General features: G+C 41.1%; 17 protein-coding genes. 14 read left to right on the plus strand and 3 right to left on the minus strand.

The features are described 5' to 3' along the window. Positions 1 to 334: 334 nt before the first annotated feature. The 11 genes from cdiI to AB4Z30_RS26875 all read left to right on the plus strand — a co-directional run bounded on the left by cdiI (position 335) and on the right by AB4Z30_RS26875 (position 7,582). Positions 335 to 700, plus strand: a complete 366-nt coding sequence (gene cdiI, locus AB4Z30_RS26825; RefSeq protein WP_441930495.1) for a ribonuclease toxin immunity protein CdiI — start codon at positions 335 to 337, stop codon at positions 698 to 700. 138 nt (positions 701 to 838) lie between these two features. Next, positions 839 to 1,246 (plus strand): hypothetical protein, encoded by a 408-nt coding sequence (locus AB4Z30_RS26830; protein ID WP_441930497.1) that lies wholly within the window; start codon positions 839 to 841, stop codon positions 1,244 to 1,246. A 91-nt stretch (positions 1,247 to 1,337) separates the two neighbouring features. Further along, the gene (locus tag AB4Z30_RS26835) at positions 1,338 to 1,670 is read left to right on the plus strand and encodes a hypothetical protein (RefSeq protein ID WP_441930499.1); all 333 of its coding nucleotides are present in this window, start codon (positions 1,338 to 1,340) and stop codon (positions 1,668 to 1,670) included. Between the two features lie 257 nt (positions 1,671 to 1,927). After that, complete coding sequence (locus AB4Z30_RS26840; RefSeq protein ID WP_441930501.1) at positions 1,928 to 2,164, plus strand: hypothetical protein; 237 nt, start codon at positions 1,928 to 1,930, stop codon at positions 2,162 to 2,164. A 290-nt stretch (positions 2,165 to 2,454) separates the two neighbouring features. Then, positions 2,455 to 2,976: a hypothetical protein gene (locus tag AB4Z30_RS26845; RefSeq protein WP_441930503.1), complete on the plus strand. Its 522-nt coding sequence runs from the start codon at positions 2,455 to 2,457 to the stop codon at positions 2,974 to 2,976. Positions 2,977 to 3,016: 40 nt separating this feature from the next. Further along, positions 3,017 to 3,505, plus strand: a complete 489-nt coding sequence (locus tag AB4Z30_RS26850; protein WP_441930505.1) for a hypothetical protein — start codon at positions 3,017 to 3,019, stop codon at positions 3,503 to 3,505. 40 nt (positions 3,506 to 3,545) lie between these two features. Continuing rightward, positions 3,546 to 3,899 (plus strand): hypothetical protein, encoded by a 354-nt coding sequence (locus tag AB4Z30_RS26855; protein ID WP_441930507.1) that lies wholly within the window; start codon positions 3,546 to 3,548, stop codon positions 3,897 to 3,899. A gap of 106 nt (positions 3,900 to 4,005) precedes the next feature. Beyond that, a complete protein-coding gene (locus AB4Z30_RS26860; protein WP_441930509.1) occupies positions 4,006 to 4,356 on the plus strand; it encodes a hypothetical protein in 351 nt (116 codons plus the stop codon). Between the two features lie 405 nt (positions 4,357 to 4,761). Then, positions 4,762 to 5,265 (plus strand): hypothetical protein, encoded by a 504-nt coding sequence (locus AB4Z30_RS26865; RefSeq protein WP_441930511.1) that lies wholly within the window; start codon positions 4,762 to 4,764, stop codon positions 5,263 to 5,265. Positions 5,266 to 5,293: 28 nt separating this feature from the next. Beyond that, positions 5,294 to 5,560, plus strand: coding sequence for a hypothetical protein (locus tag AB4Z30_RS26870; protein ID WP_441930513.1), 267 nt, complete (start codon positions 5,294 to 5,296; stop codon positions 5,558 to 5,560). A gap of 267 nt (positions 5,561 to 5,827) precedes the next feature. Then, positions 5,828 to 7,582 carry a methyl-accepting chemotaxis protein gene (locus AB4Z30_RS26875; protein WP_441930515.1) on the plus strand — a complete coding sequence of 585 codons (1,755 nt, stop codon included), beginning with the start codon at positions 5,828 to 5,830 and terminating at the stop codon, positions 7,580 to 7,582. Positions 7,583 to 7,775: 193 nt separating this feature from the next. Here AB4Z30_RS26875 and AB4Z30_RS26880 read toward each other — a convergent pair whose 3' ends face one another. Continuing rightward, positions 7,776 to 8,681, minus strand: a complete 906-nt coding sequence (locus AB4Z30_RS26880; protein WP_441930517.1) for a LysR family transcriptional regulator — start codon at positions 8,679 to 8,681, stop codon at positions 7,776 to 7,778. A gap of 142 nt (positions 8,682 to 8,823) precedes the next feature. Between AB4Z30_RS26880 and AB4Z30_RS26885 the strand changes: the two genes are divergently transcribed. Next, positions 8,824 to 9,867 carry a 2,3-butanediol dehydrogenase gene (locus AB4Z30_RS26885; RefSeq protein WP_441930519.1) on the plus strand — a complete coding sequence of 348 codons (1,044 nt, stop codon included), beginning with the start codon at positions 8,824 to 8,826 and terminating at the stop codon, positions 9,865 to 9,867. A 201-nt stretch (positions 9,868 to 10,068) separates the two neighbouring features. Here AB4Z30_RS26885 and AB4Z30_RS26890 read toward each other — a convergent pair whose 3' ends face one another. Next, complete coding sequence (locus AB4Z30_RS26890; RefSeq protein ID WP_441930521.1) at positions 10,069 to 10,584, minus strand: GNAT family N-acetyltransferase; 516 nt, start codon at positions 10,582 to 10,584, stop codon at positions 10,069 to 10,071. Between the two features lie 599 nt (positions 10,585 to 11,183). Next, positions 11,184 to 11,951, minus strand: coding sequence for an AraC family transcriptional regulator (locus AB4Z30_RS26895; protein WP_441930523.1), 768 nt, complete (start codon positions 11,949 to 11,951; stop codon positions 11,184 to 11,186). Between the two features lie 208 nt (positions 11,952 to 12,159). Here AB4Z30_RS26895 and AB4Z30_RS26900 point away from each other — a divergent pair, with 208 nt between their 5' ends. Beyond that, positions 12,160 to 14,478 carry a beta-L-arabinofuranosidase domain-containing protein gene (locus tag AB4Z30_RS26900; protein WP_441930525.1) on the plus strand — a complete coding sequence of 773 codons (2,319 nt, stop codon included), beginning with the start codon at positions 12,160 to 12,162 and terminating at the stop codon, positions 14,476 to 14,478. A gap of 137 nt (positions 14,479 to 14,615) precedes the next feature. Beyond that, a complete protein-coding gene (locus AB4Z30_RS26905) occupies positions 14,616 to 15,182 on the plus strand; it encodes a Uma2 family endonuclease (protein WP_441930527.1) in 567 nt (188 codons plus the stop codon). Positions 15,183 to 15,262: the final 80 nt, after the last annotated feature.

Below are 15,262 nucleotides of genomic sequence, written 5' to 3' on the forward strand. Positions count from 1 at the left end.
GCTGAAGAAATGCAAGTGTCCGATAATAAATACTCAGAAGTTGTGGAGTTACTAATGGAGATTCTTTTGGATTAGATTATTAGAATATTTAATAGCAAAGATAACACAGTAATAATAGATTTTTGAATCCAATATTTCTACGTCACTTAACATATTCGTATACTTAACTCTGAATATGCGGAGAAAGAAGAACTGGCGAGTGGAGAAATTGTGGTTAGGGAAATTCGTGGAACAGTATCGAACGGTCTAAAATTCACAGGAGATCTTGATGAAAATAGAAAATTAACTAACTTCTTTCTGACGATATCAGAATAATCTATAGGAGGATGATTTGATGTATGCCAAATTAACAGAAAAAGAGTTAATAGATATGTATTATCGACATCTTGAGGGGAGATATTTTTCAGATGCACTAAAAAAATACAGTCTTGGAGAAGGTTTTGGCAGTAGTGAGAGTGTATGGTGTGTTTTTGCTGGTGAGTTAGATGAGTGGGAAGAAGCTTATTTTGGAGATACGGGGGTTTGTTATTTTTTTGACTATCCTGCAGTAGAGAAAGATCAGACAGTTGTATTGGATTACTCCACTTTTTATCATTATCTTAGGGAAGCGAGTGTTAACTATCTAAAGAGCAATCCAGACGATAAGGATGAGGTTGAAGTTCGACTAATAGAAATCAAGCAAAAGTACAATATTGTATAAGCTTGGTAAGCACATACCTACGAAAAGGTGAGTTAGGCAAGTTCATTTCGGATGAACTTAAAATTAAATTGGAAGAAATGAATTCCTACCATTAATTCTTGTAATGGATGTATGCTCTGTATATATTGGAGGGGAAATATGAAGCTATTAGAGATCAAGCAGTTACCTGATGTATTATCAAAAGAAACTTTAGAGAAATATTTAAATGATTACTTAAGCTTTATTGAGAATACAGAGAAGTTAAACAAACTAGAAGTTTTAGAATCACTATCAGAATTTGCAGATAGAAAAGTCTATACTCATCAATTGTTAGATGCCAATCTAAAATTAAAAACAGATCAAATTGTCCAAACCCTCTTGGATATTTCTTCTGTAGACATGGTTGATAGTTATGCTTATGTTGTTGTGGGTCTAAATTTAAAAGAGAGTTATGAATTAATGAAATCAGTCTTAGATTTGGAGTTAAATGAGCAAGTTAGAGAGATTATCGAAGAAACGATTGATGAAGTAGGTGACAACATAAATATTCCTTACCAGTCTAACTAGAAATTCTAACTCTGAGCAGGTTAGTTACAAATAATAACACTAGGGTTTTGGAGGAGTAGATTCATTAAAAGAATTAGGGAGTGTTTAAGTAATGGGGACATCAGCATATTTTTTAGTCCGAGCCAATAGCAAAATAGAGTTAACAAAACTTATTGAAGATGTTAAAAACATTTGTATAGAAAATAACTTATATATGAGTCCGATCTCCGTTAATTATCAAAGTGAAAACATAATAAAACATGTTTCTGTAGAAATTGCTTTAGTAGAACGAGCAGACTTATATGAAGCCCCTACAAATGATGTTTTGGTAGATGTATATGACGAGCCATATAAATACCAATATCATTCTTTTTCTTGGTATGATGAAGAAATTGAGTTTTTTAATATAGCTATTATTGATGAAGTATATAACAATGAAAAATAACGTTGGTGTTATCCTATGAGATTTTAAAGCGATATCCAGAACTAAAACTATGGATAGAAGAAGACTGGCTTTATACCTTTGAAGATATTAAAAAAATATCAAATAAACTCGATAATCAAGATTGGTGCTATAAGAATCCCATAGATTTATAAGAGGACTTGAGTGAGTAATTGGGTGATGAGTGCATTTCCGTTAGAATAACAAATTGTGGTCGGATTGAACGGTTCTTCAATAAATAAACTAGAGGAGGTAAATTGATGAAGTATAAGGAATTTGACGAATGGATAACTGAAATGTCTGGAGAGCATGCTTCAGATGATTATTGGTATGATGTTGGAGTAACCGATGCAACCATGTTGTTAGAAAAGTTTTCTGAATTTGATTGGGAACTATTTAGTAAACATATAATAGATAAGCCGCTGGAGTGGCAGAAAAGAGTAATTTACTGCTTTGAAGAAGAAAATGATATAAGAGAAATTAGTATAGTATTATAACTTGTTGAGACAGTGGATAAAGAACTATTCGAAATGTTTATAGATTCTTTAAGGCTTATGATTAATGATGAGAATAAAGATTACATAATAAATAACAATCAACTTATGGAGAAGTTAATAAGAAAGGCATCACTTGATAATATGTCAGGCAGAATATGTAGGGAGTTTCTTAATAAACTGCAATAGAGATGATAATTGCATTCATCAAGTTGTTTATGAGGACCGGAATTGAACATCGGATAATCCCTAATTTTTTCAGGAATTAAGCCAAAATTTTGAGGTGGGAGAAAATGAATTCTAATTTTGAACAAGCCCGTAAAAGAATAAAAAACATTAACTGGGACAATAAAAGTTTGGATAAACCTTCACATACGATCCTGGTTACAGAATTTATTAGAAGGGGGAATATTTTTTTAGATTTTAACTCTAAGGATGACAATAGACGAGCTGTTTTTAATGCAACAGAGGTAATTGATTATGAAATACCTGCTCATATAAAGGAAGGGTGTAATGGATTAATAGAAGCAAATGTTGACTGGATTACAGAGTACCTATGCACTTTCTATCTTGAGTGGGCATACGTGTTAGACAAACAAATGCCCATCGCTTTGAAGTTTCAAGATTTATATGACCCTATTATTAAGTTGTTTGAAAGAGGTGGCAGGATCAGTTATCACCATAATGAGCTAGTATGTGGGAAACATGCATGGCCGCGTAATTCTGGGTTAATTACTAGAGAACTTCCCCCACAAGATATTAAAGATGACGTTCTTGATGCGATTGATAATGAGAATGTCGAAGAACCGGAGTAAGATTTGGGAAGGAAGCATTCATCTGATATGAGGTGAGAGCATGTCTTTTAAAAAAGCAGTTGCAAGGATCAATAATATTGATTGGAGCCTGGTAGGGAGTGTTGCCTCTAAAGTGGAGGCCGACTTAGCTTGTGAATTTTTGCGGAGATTGGCCTGTTTTTTCAAAGAAGAAGGGATCAGACCCATAAAACCTTTCGTTGCTGACATTGCAGAATTGTTAGGCGATGCTGAGAAAGTAGAAGTATCCTATTATTGCAGCTCTGAGGTTGTTGAGTTTTTAGGAGAAAATAGTTATGTGAAAAATATAATTCAATATTATCTACATCTTGCTAAGTATGCTGAAGCACAACAAGATGCGTATAGGCATTTAAGTGTATATGAACCATTAATCCAGATTCTTGAAAGGAAGGGGATGTTCATTCTTAGAGTTAATGCTTTGGATATAGTGAATGAAGCGCATATCCCGTTAAACAGATGGTATGAGAATTTTGTGGAAATGAATCCGCTATGGAATCTAAACATGGAATAGGGTGGATGATTTTGATCTCTGCCATAATTCAGGAGGAATTATGCGTAAACTAAGTTTAATAAAAGACATTCAAGAAAATACATTATCAGAACATCAATTAATTGAATGCTTAGATATCGACCACAACTATGTATTAAGTAATGCGATTAGAAAGATTGTGGAGCTGAAAATTTCGAACCAAATGGTCATTGATAAATTAGTAATAAGAGGGAAGCTTTGGGGGAATGAACATCGTTTAATGGGTATATATAAACTTGGCCATGTGGCATTAGCTGCATTATCTCTGTTAGATACTACAGAGTCTGTTGAAAAATATGATTTAGAAATGGTTAAGTTGAACAACCGGGATAAGGAAATTATAGAGAAATTGAAACAAAGTGATTTTTTCATTTGAATCATTAGTGTTTTTCAGAAATCCCAGACCAATATGAAAAGAACCGAGTGCGATATTTTTTAAATGGTTTTGGCCCTGTGGGCGAATAAAGGAGTGTTACTACACAGTGAAGCCTTTAAGTCTATCAAAGGAAATAAGAGAAGGTAAATTAAGCGATTCAGAGATTATTAAGTGTTTAGACATACATCATAATCAGGTTTTACTAAGTGCTATTAGTCAAATTGTTAGCAAAAAATTATGTAATGAAGAAATCATCTCAAAACTTGCTTACATTAGTAAATTTAGAGATTCAAATGTGAACAAACTATTTGGAAAAGATACCATTGGACACTACAGCATTGCGGCACTTCTAGCTCTTGATAATCCAGAATCACGAAGTAAATATGAGGAATTAATGTCTTATCTGGATGAGTGGGATCAAGAGATTGTAGTGAGAGTTGCACAAGGGATCAAATGAAAGGATAAATAAAAATGGTCAATCCTTATTTTAAAAAGTGGATTCAACTTGCAAAAACTGTTAAACAAACAATTCCTAACTGTCCTCTGTTAAATTGTCCAAACTGTAACAGTAATAATATTGCCTACGAATATATTGGAGATAGTCAGAAGAGAGAAGGCTATTTTTTGACTTGGTGCAACAACTGCTTGGAAGGGTTGCACATTTCAAGAATTGATATCCCTGAATTAGCCAAAATGATACCATTTTGATCGCCTTCAGAACTAACTTCGCACATTCCAAATTTCAAAAAAGTAAATCCATAAAGACAGAGGGAAGAATGGATGAAGCATGGGAGATATTTTATGATCAGATCGCAGGGAGAATCGGAGGGGACTATAAACAACATTAGGATGGTGATAAATTTTGAATAAGAATTTTCTGTATAGTAAGCCTAGTATTATTGGGGTATTGGATTCAGATAATGATGAATTTAACGATATCACCTCTTGGCTTTTTGATGATTCGCCAGAAGTAATGAGAAAGAAATTTCGGGAAGATTCATTGGACGAATTAATAAAAGAGATCATTGATATTTTTCGAGGAGGTAATCCGAACTTTCAGGAACTGGYAGGGTTGTTTGGAACGGTAAAGATTGAAGAAGGTCAACAGGAAGGATTTAAAATATGGAAAGTTAGAAATATTGAACGACCAGCAGGTGATTTAAACCAAATTGAAATGCACATGGATGATCAAAGTTTAATTATTAATAAGCTATATTTATACATACATGAATCATCTGATTTACAAAAAATTAAACAGAAATTAAAATTCGATAGGGAATTTTATCAGGACATTAGCTGGGGGCTTAGCTTTTCTGAAAATGGGTTTAGTATAACCATTATTAAAGAACCAGAGGGGATTTTGTGAATGAAGTTACGGGATAAAATTGATTGATATGGAAAAGTTAATGGAGGTTGGCGATGTTTTTGAATCCGTTGAAAATGGAACCGTTATTGTTGGAAATGAGCCTGTCCTTACATCTATAGGTAAGATTGGTGACAATATTGTGCTGCAAATATCCGAGCATGAAATACTGAATCTGAGCGTTGTTTCCGTTCAAATATCCAACTCACCGAATGATAAAAAAATGGTAGGCATATGTTTAGGTAACTCGATCCAGCCTGTAGATATACCTATAGGTTCAACAGTATATATTATTTGATCGTTTGAGTAACAAAAACCTCCAGCTACCATGTTGGAGGTTTTCTTTGCCTAAAATCCTCTGAAACACCGCGCTTCATAAGCCTTTTAAAGTTGCCACTACCAAAACTAGCACATCAATGATAGCGTTTTTATATAAATCCAATATTTTCTTGCGTATTTCGACATATTCATATACTATTTTCCCATACTTAGTGCTTCAAACTTATGTTTTTTGGGTATGGCCTAGTCAAAAAGGCTTGGGTCCGTGGGGAGGAAGAGGGAGCAAATGATCGGTTTTTTCAGGAAACGTCTGGTTGTGCGCATTGCGGCTATTGTTACACTGGTCATTACGATTATAGCAGCGGGAAGTATGCTGACGCAGATCGCTAATGTGAAACTTGCTGCGCAGGGGGCTATCACGAGTTACAATATTCAGATTGCCGAGAGTTATGTGAAACAGCTGGATACAGCAGCATATGTGGAGTTTGCCAACGACCCCAAGGAAAATGGGGAGTATCTACGCATTCGGGATGAATTGGACGATTTCCGAGTGCGTATTGGTGCTATGTATGTGTATTTCGTCAAAATTGACGATAAGGGAAGCCCTCTTATGATGGTGGACGGAATGAAGGATGCGGATAAAGCTTCAGCAATTAACGAAGTGACGGACATTCCTGCAGATGCGGTGCAGAAGTTGCTGCAAGGGGAAACAGCAAGTTCGCCGATCATTAACAATCCAGAGTATGGTGATTATATTTCTTCCTATGCTCCGATTCTGAATAGCAACGGTGCTCTTGCGGGTGTGATTGGTATCGATACAGGGATTTCTGTTATCGGAGGTATCGAAACAGATATTTTGAAATCAAGTCTGCCGTTGTATGTGGTTCTGCTGCTGACTACTCTTGTAGGTATTGCTATAGTGATGTGGTTTATCGTTAGGGGACTGCGCCCTCTACATCCACTGAAATCGAGTGTGGAAAAGATGGCACAGGGTGAGCTGGCCGAGGCTAATCGTATTTTGACAGCATATCGTCTGAAGAGCAAAGATGAGATCGGAACAACGTATCAAGCAATGATACATATGTCAGGGAATTTGAACAAAATCGTAAGTGATATGGTTGGAGGAGTGGCTTCAACGACAGAATTATTATCTAAATCCACAAAAGAGTTTAATCGGAGTACTGAAGAAATGCTTGCCATGAGCAAAACAGTGGATCGTACTGTGGAGGAGATCCAACAAGGTGCACACACGCAGAAGCAAAGCGCAAGTGACAGTGCACATGCTATGGAAGAGATTGCAAAAGGCATTAACGATATATCTGAATCCTCCAATGTGGTATCGGATGCAGCAACAACGGCGCTGGCTACTGCGGAATCCGGGCAGCAACGCATGATGGTGATGAAAAAACAGATGGAAAACATCTCGGCAGTATCTGGAGAGGTTACCACGATGGTACAGGTGCTGAACAACTATTCTACTGAAATCGGCGGTGCACTGCATACGGTGCGTGACTTCGCAAGTCAAACCAAACTGCTAGCGCTAAATGCTTCCATTGAAGCCGCACATGCAGGTGAGCATGGGAAGGGTTTTGCCGTTGTAGCGGAAGAAGTGGGGAAATTGGCTGAGGCCTCCAGTACATCTATGGAACGAATTTCGGACTTATTACTTCGCATTGAACAAGAGTCGCAGCAGATTAGTTCGCGAATGGGTGTTACTGCTCAGGAGATTGGTCAGGGTGTTATATATACAACAGAAGCGGAGCAGGCATTCTCACAAGTTGTGGGTGCGTTCCAATTGGTTACCCAGCGTATTCAGGAAGTTTCTGCTGCGGCTGAAGAAATTACAGCTGGTTCGGAAGAGGCGGCAGCTTCCGTCAATACTATTTCACAGATTTCCGCTGGTGTGTCGGATCACTCGGATGAGATATACCGTTTGATGCAGGAGCAATCGGTGATGTTCCGTAAGGTGGCCGAAACGTCTACAATGCTGGAACAGCAGACGCATGAGATGAGTGAAGCAGTGAAAAGGGTGAAGGTGTAAGTAAAACTATAAGAAACGAGAGTCAAATGAAACACAAAGCAGGAATTAAGCCAGAGAAAATGAAAAAGAATCCAGAATATAAGAGGCAACCAAATTAAAAGACAAATGTTTAAAAAAATAAGTAAAGTGCTTCGCCTCTTAGGCGGAGCACTTTTTTGCTAAAGGCATAGAACATATATGCACCAACAACAGATCACAGATGACCTAGTTCAATCGCTTGTTTGAAACGCCGGGCAAATTGTTCTGCTGCAGACACAGCCTCTCTGAATTCTGTCTGCACGAAGCCGATCTGCATTTTGGGCTGCTGGATCTCGGTAATCTCGACCATCTTAATCAATCCTTCTTTCCAAAGTGGGTTCTGGTGAAAGGAGAAGTCGTGCCCGATCGTTGCAGCAATATTATTTTTCAGCACCGTGCTAATGGCTTCCGAATTATTGGTCTTAAATAAGATGGACAGAGGCCCATATTCGTAGGTGAACTCCTGTAGGAAATCCTCAATAAAACCGTCCCGATATAACGCAAGGTTATGTTCTTTCAGTTGATCAGGGGTGACACGTGTATGTTTTGCTAGTTCGGACTGTTGATGGGTGCATACAACAAGCTTGCTCGAATACATCGGTGTAAAGTGTAGCCCATCCAATTCGCGCAGTTGTTTCGCGTAAATGGCGATAAAGCCCAGATGGGTTTTATTATTGCGGATGTCCTCAATGATTTCCATGGAACCTTTCTCTTCAATCGATAATCTCAGTTGTGAATGATCTCGTTTCATATCTGCTGCCGATTGCACCAAGTAAGGCATAACACTCGGGAAAGTAGCCACGTGAAGATCGCCGGTCAGCGTAGAGGTAGTTGCATTTAGCGATTTTAATTCATCAATTCGCTGTAGAATGTCCAGCGCTTTGGCAATGAATTGTTTGCCTTCCGGTGTGGGATGAGTCCCTTGCCTGGATCGCTCGAATAGAACCAGCCCCATCTCTTTTTCCAGGCGATGAACCGATTGGCTGATCGCAGATTGCGTGACATGAAGATGCTCTGATGCGGCGGAGAAGGATTGTGTTTTGGCTATTTCGACGACATATTCCAGTTGTTCCAGGTTCATGCGATCATCCCTTTTAAGTATTAGTATAAGTAATGTTAACATAAGTATCTATAAATATGAATAATGGATGAATAGCGATATAATATATAGACAAGCAGGACATTCTTATATTAACAGTTTAGATAAAAAGGGGATGTACAGGATGAAGGCAGCAGTCTGGTATGGTCATAAAGACGTGCGTGTGGAAGATCGTGAGGTTCCTGTTGCAAAGTCAGGACAGGTTCAGATCAAAGTGGAGTATGCCGGAATTTGCGGTAGTGACTTACACGCGTATCATCATGGTGTAGGTATTCAAGAGGGAGAGAATCATCCGCTTTCAGGACAAAAAGCACCGCTGACACTAGGGCATGAGTTTGCAGGGACAGTAAGTGCTCTAGGCAGTGATGTAAGCGGTATCAATATTGGCGATCGCGTAGTGGTTGAACCTCTATACCATTGCGGAACGTGTGAGTACTGTATTCAAGGTAGATACAATCAGTGTACTCAATTTGGTTTTGTCGGATTGAACGGAGATGGCGGTTTTGCCGAATATGTAGTAGTCGAAGCGTATATGGTGCACCCGATTCCAGATCAAGTTTCCTTTGAAGAAGGGGCACTTGTAGAACCGACAGCGGTTGCTTTTCATGCTGTACGTCACAGTAAGTTGAAAGTGGGAAACAAAGTAGCTGTATATGGTGCTGGGCCGATTGGTTTGCTGACCATCTTGTCTGCCAAAGCAGCGGGGGCATCTGAAGTATACGCTGTTGATGTATTCGAAGATCGTCTGGAACTGGCGGCTAAACTGGGCGCAATTCCGGTCAATAGCAGTAAGGTTGATGCAACACAGGTCATTACGCAGCAATCCGGTGGAATTGATGTTGCATATGAAGCGGCTGGCGTGCAACCGACGATGGACAGTGCGGTGTCAGTGATTAAAAAAGGTGGGGAAGTTGTGGTGATCGCCGCAATTCCGAACCCACTTCACGTAAACTTCTTCGACATGCTGGTAAAAGAAGCGAATCTGACAGCTACACTAGCGTACCGACACATCTTCCCTGAGGTCATCTCACTCATTGCAGAAGGCGCACTCGATGTGAAGCAGGTAATCACCAAAAAAATTAAGCTGCATAATGTTGTGCAGGACGGGCTTGAACTGTTGATGAGCGACAAGAGCCATGCGAAGATTCTGATTGAGATTGGCGGTTAAGCTCAGGTTCAAGATTCTAATCTTGTAACGTTATGATATCAGGTTTAAACGAGAGGGCTGTTCCTCTTGTCATCTACAGATGGCAGGAGAACAGCCCTTTGTTTTATGTTTATGGGATAAAGAGACATAACATTCTCCAGAATGCAAGATTACTTTTGATAAGCCTAGTAATTCTGCACTACTATGTCGTCCTTTAAGCCCTTATCTTATCTCGTAACGATAGCAGATTGCCTGCCCACCGCCCGCTACGGAACTGAACTCCGGATCTTCAATAAAGCCAAAGCGCTCATATAACCTAATGGCATTCACCATCTGACCGCCGGTATAGAGATAAACTGCATTTTTGCCCAGCTCCTTCGTGGATTTTACACACCGCTGAAGCAGCTCACGTGCAATGCCGTGTCCTCTCCATTCGGGGTTAACACCCAGCAGCCGAATAAATGGATAATCGATCGGCAGATCGAAATTGGGATAGGCTTTATGTGCCGTTTCAAATAACTGAACGGTACCGACAATCCGATCTTCGATCTTGGCTACCCATAATTCAGTCAAGTATGGATTGTCCACAGATTCGCGGATATCTTTCAGATAGGCTTCCCAACGGTCCGATTGTTCGAATGAATTCTGGTATTCCGCGTAACTGGCAACCAGAATGTCAACAATCTCAGCATGGTCAGCTGGGGAAGCGGGATGAATCGTTATGGCAGCCGTCGTCATGTTTAAATTCTCCTTTTCTTATGAGTAAAGTGGGAAATGATATTTCTATGCATTATAACACAGTGATTTCAATCCTCTATATTAGAATCTACTATAAGAGATTTCAACATTTCTATATCTCTATACGAGGTATCTAAGAATAAAGAGCTTTGATTTTATTTATAAAAGTAAAAGTGAGGAGGGGAAGTAATGAAAAAAATCTAACGATCTCCACAGACGCTATTTTCCACTTTTTAGGCAGCAAGAAATTGTAACGATCCTCAGAGAGCTTATTTTGGGGAAAGTACCCGTTTATCAGCTGAGAAGACTGTTTTTAGACCAAATAACGTTCCTGGTGATCGTTAGATTTTTAATTGATCTATTTTGGGCTAAATAAGCCTCCTCGTGATCGTTAGAATTTGGCCTAGCATGAACTCAAGTTCTCAACCGTTCATTTTGCCCAAGTATCCACGTACTGGAGTGTTAAAGTGCTTATGTGTGGGAGATTTCACTAAGCCTCATCAAGCATCACTAAGAATCATTCATAGTAACCATTATGCTAGGCTATATAGATCTTCGCTTGTATGGAGTCTATACAGCTATTCATCTCTATACGGAGCCTACAAACGATTCAGCTGTGTGCTGTATAAGTGATTGCGATATTCAGTTGGCGTACTATCCTCGTGTTGCTTAAATGTGCGCAAAAATAGTTTGTAATCTGCGAAGCCGCATTGAGCCGCAATCTCCTTCACGCTGGCATTGGTATTGAGCAACAGTCTTTTGGCACGACGCATGCGTTCGGTGAGGATATACGTTTTGAGACCGATTCCTTTTTCCCGCTTCACCATTTTGGAAATATAGTCCTTGTTGAAATTAAAGTGCTCCGCAATCTCACTCACCGTAATATTTAGATGCAGATGGATATCGACCCATTTACAGATGTGATCCACCACGGCGTTATGCGGGCGATAGTCTGTGCGCAGATTACGTTCTATTTCTTTGAGAAGCAATAACGCAGCAGCATCCGCCTCTTCGGGCGAGAATGAAGATACATGCAATAACTGCTTAAACAGTTGATTTGCCATAGAAGGAACCTGAATGGTTGAGTGGGTTGGAAAATCACCAAATGAGCCTGGCGCTGTCCCGTAATGTATCCAGTAGAAGCTCACAGGTGCATCACTGATCCGGTAACCATAATGCGTTCGGCCCGCCTTTAAAAATAAAATATCATCCGCATGAACAACGTATCGTTTGTCATCCTCCGTAATATACATCTCACCTTCCAGCATCAAAATGATCTCATGAACCGGCATGCTTCGCCGCATATGACTCCAGTTGCCTTCTGATATGAATTTTCCGCATAAATAGTGCTCCACTGGTTTTGACATAGGACGGATTTATCCACCTTTTCTTGGATTCTGAGTCTGCTGTAACTGTAGTTTATTTGATAATATGAGGACATTCAAGGGTGAGATCTAGATGGCAGGGATAAGTTTTGTCCTAAGTGAAACACGGATTTTATCCTTATTGTTGAATCCAGCCCTACTGATAAAGAACCCATATGAAGTTATTACATATGCCAAAGGAGCGAGCCACATGATCGATACGAGAAAAGGATTTCTGGGCCCCGCACATGTTGATTTGCTGGAAGGCCCATTTCAAACGTCACAGCATATCGGAGAACGCTACTTGTTATCACTGGAGATCGACCGCTTTCTGGCTCCATGTTATGAAGCCCACGGGTTAACACCACGCAAGGAACGTTATGCAGGCTGGGAGGCACGATCGATTAGCGGACATTCTCTGGGACATTACATGTCGGCTCTCGCCGTGACGTATCAGGCGACTGGGAATGCCACCTTAAAGCAAACGCTCGATTATGCCGTGAATGAACTGGCGGCAATTCAACAGACGACGGGTAGCGGATATATCGGAGGTTTGTCTGAGGAAGCTTTCCGCATTGCTTTTCGTGCGGAACATATCGGTGGATTCAACATCGGTGAATATTGGGTTCCCTGGTACAGCGTGCATAAAATCTATCGCGGTCTAATTGACGCTTATCAAATGACGGGCAATGAGCAGGCGCTTGAGGTGGTTACACGTTTTGCGGATTGGGCAGTGGAGGGACTGAACTCCATGACCGAAGAGCAGATCCAGACGATGCTGCTATGTGAGCATGGCGGGATGAACGAAGTGTTTGCCCAATTGTACGGAATTACAGGTAACTCAGCTTATCTGAAGGCTGCCCGTAAGTTTACACATCAACTCATTCTGGAACCGCTGGAGCTGGAGCGGGATGAGCTGCAAGGAAGGCATGCCAATACCCAGATTCCCAAAATCATTGGCGCAGCCGAGATCTACAACCAAGATCCTGCACAGACATCATACCGGACAGCGGCACAATTTTTCTGGGAGACGACCGTGAAGCATCGTTCTTATGTGTTTGGCGCAACGAGTATATCCGAGCATTACGAGGCAAAGGGCATGGAGAGCCTTGGGATCAAAACCGGGGAGAGCTGTTGTACCCACAATATGATGCAATTGACGAAGCAGTTATTTGCCTGGAACCCGGACAGTGCCTACATGGACTATTATGAGAATGCAGTCTATAACCACATCCTTGGCACGCAGGACCCGGATACGGGGAACAAAACGTATTTTGCCTCCACCCTGCAAGGGCATTACAAAATCTACGGCACACGCGATACGGCTTGGTGGTGCTGTACCGGATCAGGCATGGAGAACCCCGGAAAGTATGCAGAGGCGATCTATTATGAGGATGAGCAAGATCTTTATGTGAACCTGTACATCGCTTCCGAGCTGGAGTGGGCTTCACAGGGACTGACATTAAAACTGGAAACGGACTTCCCTTATTCGGAAAAAGGTACCCTGACAATCACCGAAGGCAGTACCTCGGCTTGTCTAAGACTACGTGTGCCGTCCTGGCTCCATGAGCCAATGACGGCAATGGTAAACGGAGATTCGGCCCAGTCGTATACACGTCTGGAACCCGGCTACTTGTCTATCGACCGCACATGGTCAGCGGGCGATACGATCACCATTACGCTGCCGATGGCACTGCGTAAATATACAGCCCGCGATGATGCCCACAAGGTGGCATTCCAGTATGGCCCGATTGTGCTTGCTGGTGCGCTAGGTAACGAAGGGCTTCCCGAGGATACCATTATCGACGAAACTGCACTGAATCCGAAGACAGCTCCGGTGCCTGTTATCCGAACGGAAGAAGAAGATGTGAACCAGTGGATCAGGGTTGTCGATACGAGTAAGCTTACGTTTGAACTTAGCGAGGAAGTGACGTCCACGGGGGAAGCTGTGAAGCTGATTCCGTTCTATGATGTGCATCATGAATTCTATACGGTGTATTGGGCATTGAACGATGAAGGGGATGCTGTGGAGAAAGCGCTGAACGATATCACCATCGATAGCGTGCAGCCAGATGGTCAGCAAGATGAGATCGGGCATCAACTGGAGAGCAATTGCCGCGGAGAGCAGTACAATGGCTCCGGTACAGACGGCCGTAACAGGCTGTATATGTGGCGTGATGCATACGGGGTGAATGAAGCGGCATTCAGCTACCGCTTGGCTGTAGAGCCGGACGCTTTGAATCATTTGTGCGTAGCCTATTGGGGCGGGGATTATCTACATTTTGATCGTGAGGGAATCCGGTATGAGCGGCAGTTTAGCATTTTGGTGGAAGATGTTGTTGTAGGGGAACAGCGCATTCATATGAACAAGATTGGCGAAATATTCCGTGTCAGCTATGAAATCCCGGAAGAGATCACGAGAGGTAAAGAGAGTGTAAAGGTAACATTCCAGGCAATCGGGGACAAGGGCTGTGCGGGGAAAGTAACGGAGGTTCGCACAACACGCAGCAGACCGGATTTTCTAGTGTGAGCGTCCAGTAAACAACAATCATCTGTTCGATGATTGATATGAAATGCAGTTACAGTGATATAATGGATGCAGTGCAAGTGCAAACTATAAAATTACGAGACAAATGTACACAAGTAACTAAAAGAGGAGGTGGGGTTGTGTCAAAACCTGATAATACTGGCGTTTACCGCTTTGAGGACTGGTTAACTTGGGATGGAGCGTGGGAATTGATTAATGGAAAGGCATATAATATGTCTCCCGCACCTACCTCCTTACATCAGTTTATTGTGGGCGAGTTGCATTTTGCTTTACGAACGTTTTTTCAAAATCGGCGTTGTTATGTTTTTGTTGCCCCCTTTGACGTTTTTTTTAGCGAAAGTGAGCAATATGACATGCCCGATCATGTCGTGCAACCCGATCTTTCCGTGGTATGTTCCAACGATCAGATTTCCAAAAGTGGTTGCCATGGAGCACCTTCACTTATCATAGAGGTGTTATCTCCTTCAACAGCTCTTAAGGATTTTAATGAAAAATTTAATCTATACCAGAAGTATGGCGTGAATGAATATTGGATTGTTGACCCAGGTAATCGGACGGTTCACGTGTATACACTTGAGGATGGGCGATATCAGACGCGTCACTTGTTCTCTGAAAAAGAAACGATACAATCTGTATTGTATGCTGACCTGAGCATTTCGCTTGATGCTCTCTTCAAACTTGGATAAGTCATTTGGTCAAATTAGACGTCCCAGCACGATGCTAGAAATTCTAACGATCCGTACGGAGCTTATTAGGGCGATTTTCC

The sequence above is a fragment of the Paenibacillus sp. 2TAF8 genome (assembly GCF_052114825.1).
Lineage (GTDB): Bacteria > Bacillota > Bacilli > Paenibacillales > Paenibacillaceae > Paenibacillus.

Excerpts from the sequence above, each read along its gene's own strand:
- cdiI (WP_441930495.1), top strand. The coding sequence starts at position 335 with ATGTATGCCAAATTAACAGAAAAAGAGTTAATAGATATGTATTATCGA.
- AB4Z30_RS26830 (WP_441930497.1), top strand. The coding sequence starts at position 839 with ATGAAGCTATTAGAGATCAAGCAGTTACCTGATGTATTATCAAAAGAA.
- AB4Z30_RS26835 (WP_441930499.1), top strand. The coding sequence starts at position 1,338 with ATGGGGACATCAGCATATTTTTTAGTCCGAGCCAATAGCAAAATAGAG.
- AB4Z30_RS26840 (WP_441930501.1), top strand. The coding sequence starts at position 1,928 with ATGAAGTATAAGGAATTTGACGAATGGATAACTGAAATGTCTGGAGAG.
- AB4Z30_RS26845 (WP_441930503.1), top strand. The coding sequence starts at position 2,455 with ATGAATTCTAATTTTGAACAAGCCCGTAAAAGAATAAAAAACATTAAC.
- AB4Z30_RS26850 (WP_441930505.1), top strand. The coding sequence starts at position 3,017 with ATGTCTTTTAAAAAAGCAGTTGCAAGGATCAATAATATTGATTGGAGC.
- AB4Z30_RS26855 (WP_441930507.1), top strand. The coding sequence starts at position 3,546 with ATGCGTAAACTAAGTTTAATAAAAGACATTCAAGAAAATACATTATCA.
- AB4Z30_RS26870 (WP_441930513.1), top strand. The coding sequence starts at position 5,294 with ATGGAAAAGTTAATGGAGGTTGGCGATGTTTTTGAATCCGTTGAAAAT.
- AB4Z30_RS26875 (WP_441930515.1), top strand. The coding sequence starts at position 5,828 with ATGATCGGTTTTTTCAGGAAACGTCTGGTTGTGCGCATTGCGGCTATT.
- AB4Z30_RS26880 (WP_441930517.1), bottom strand. The coding sequence starts at position 8,681 with ATGAACCTGGAACAACTGGAATATGTCGTCGAAATAGCCAAAACACAA.
- AB4Z30_RS26885 (WP_441930519.1), top strand. The coding sequence starts at position 8,824 with ATGAAGGCAGCAGTCTGGTATGGTCATAAAGACGTGCGTGTGGAAGAT.
- AB4Z30_RS26890 (WP_441930521.1), bottom strand. The coding sequence starts at position 10,584 with ATGACGACGGCTGCCATAACGATTCATCCCGCTTCCCCAGCTGACCAT.
- AB4Z30_RS26895 (WP_441930523.1), bottom strand. The coding sequence starts at position 11,951 with ATGTCAAAACCAGTGGAGCACTATTTATGCGGAAAATTCATATCAGAA.
- AB4Z30_RS26900 (WP_441930525.1), top strand. The coding sequence starts at position 12,160 with ATGATCGATACGAGAAAAGGATTTCTGGGCCCCGCACATGTTGATTTG.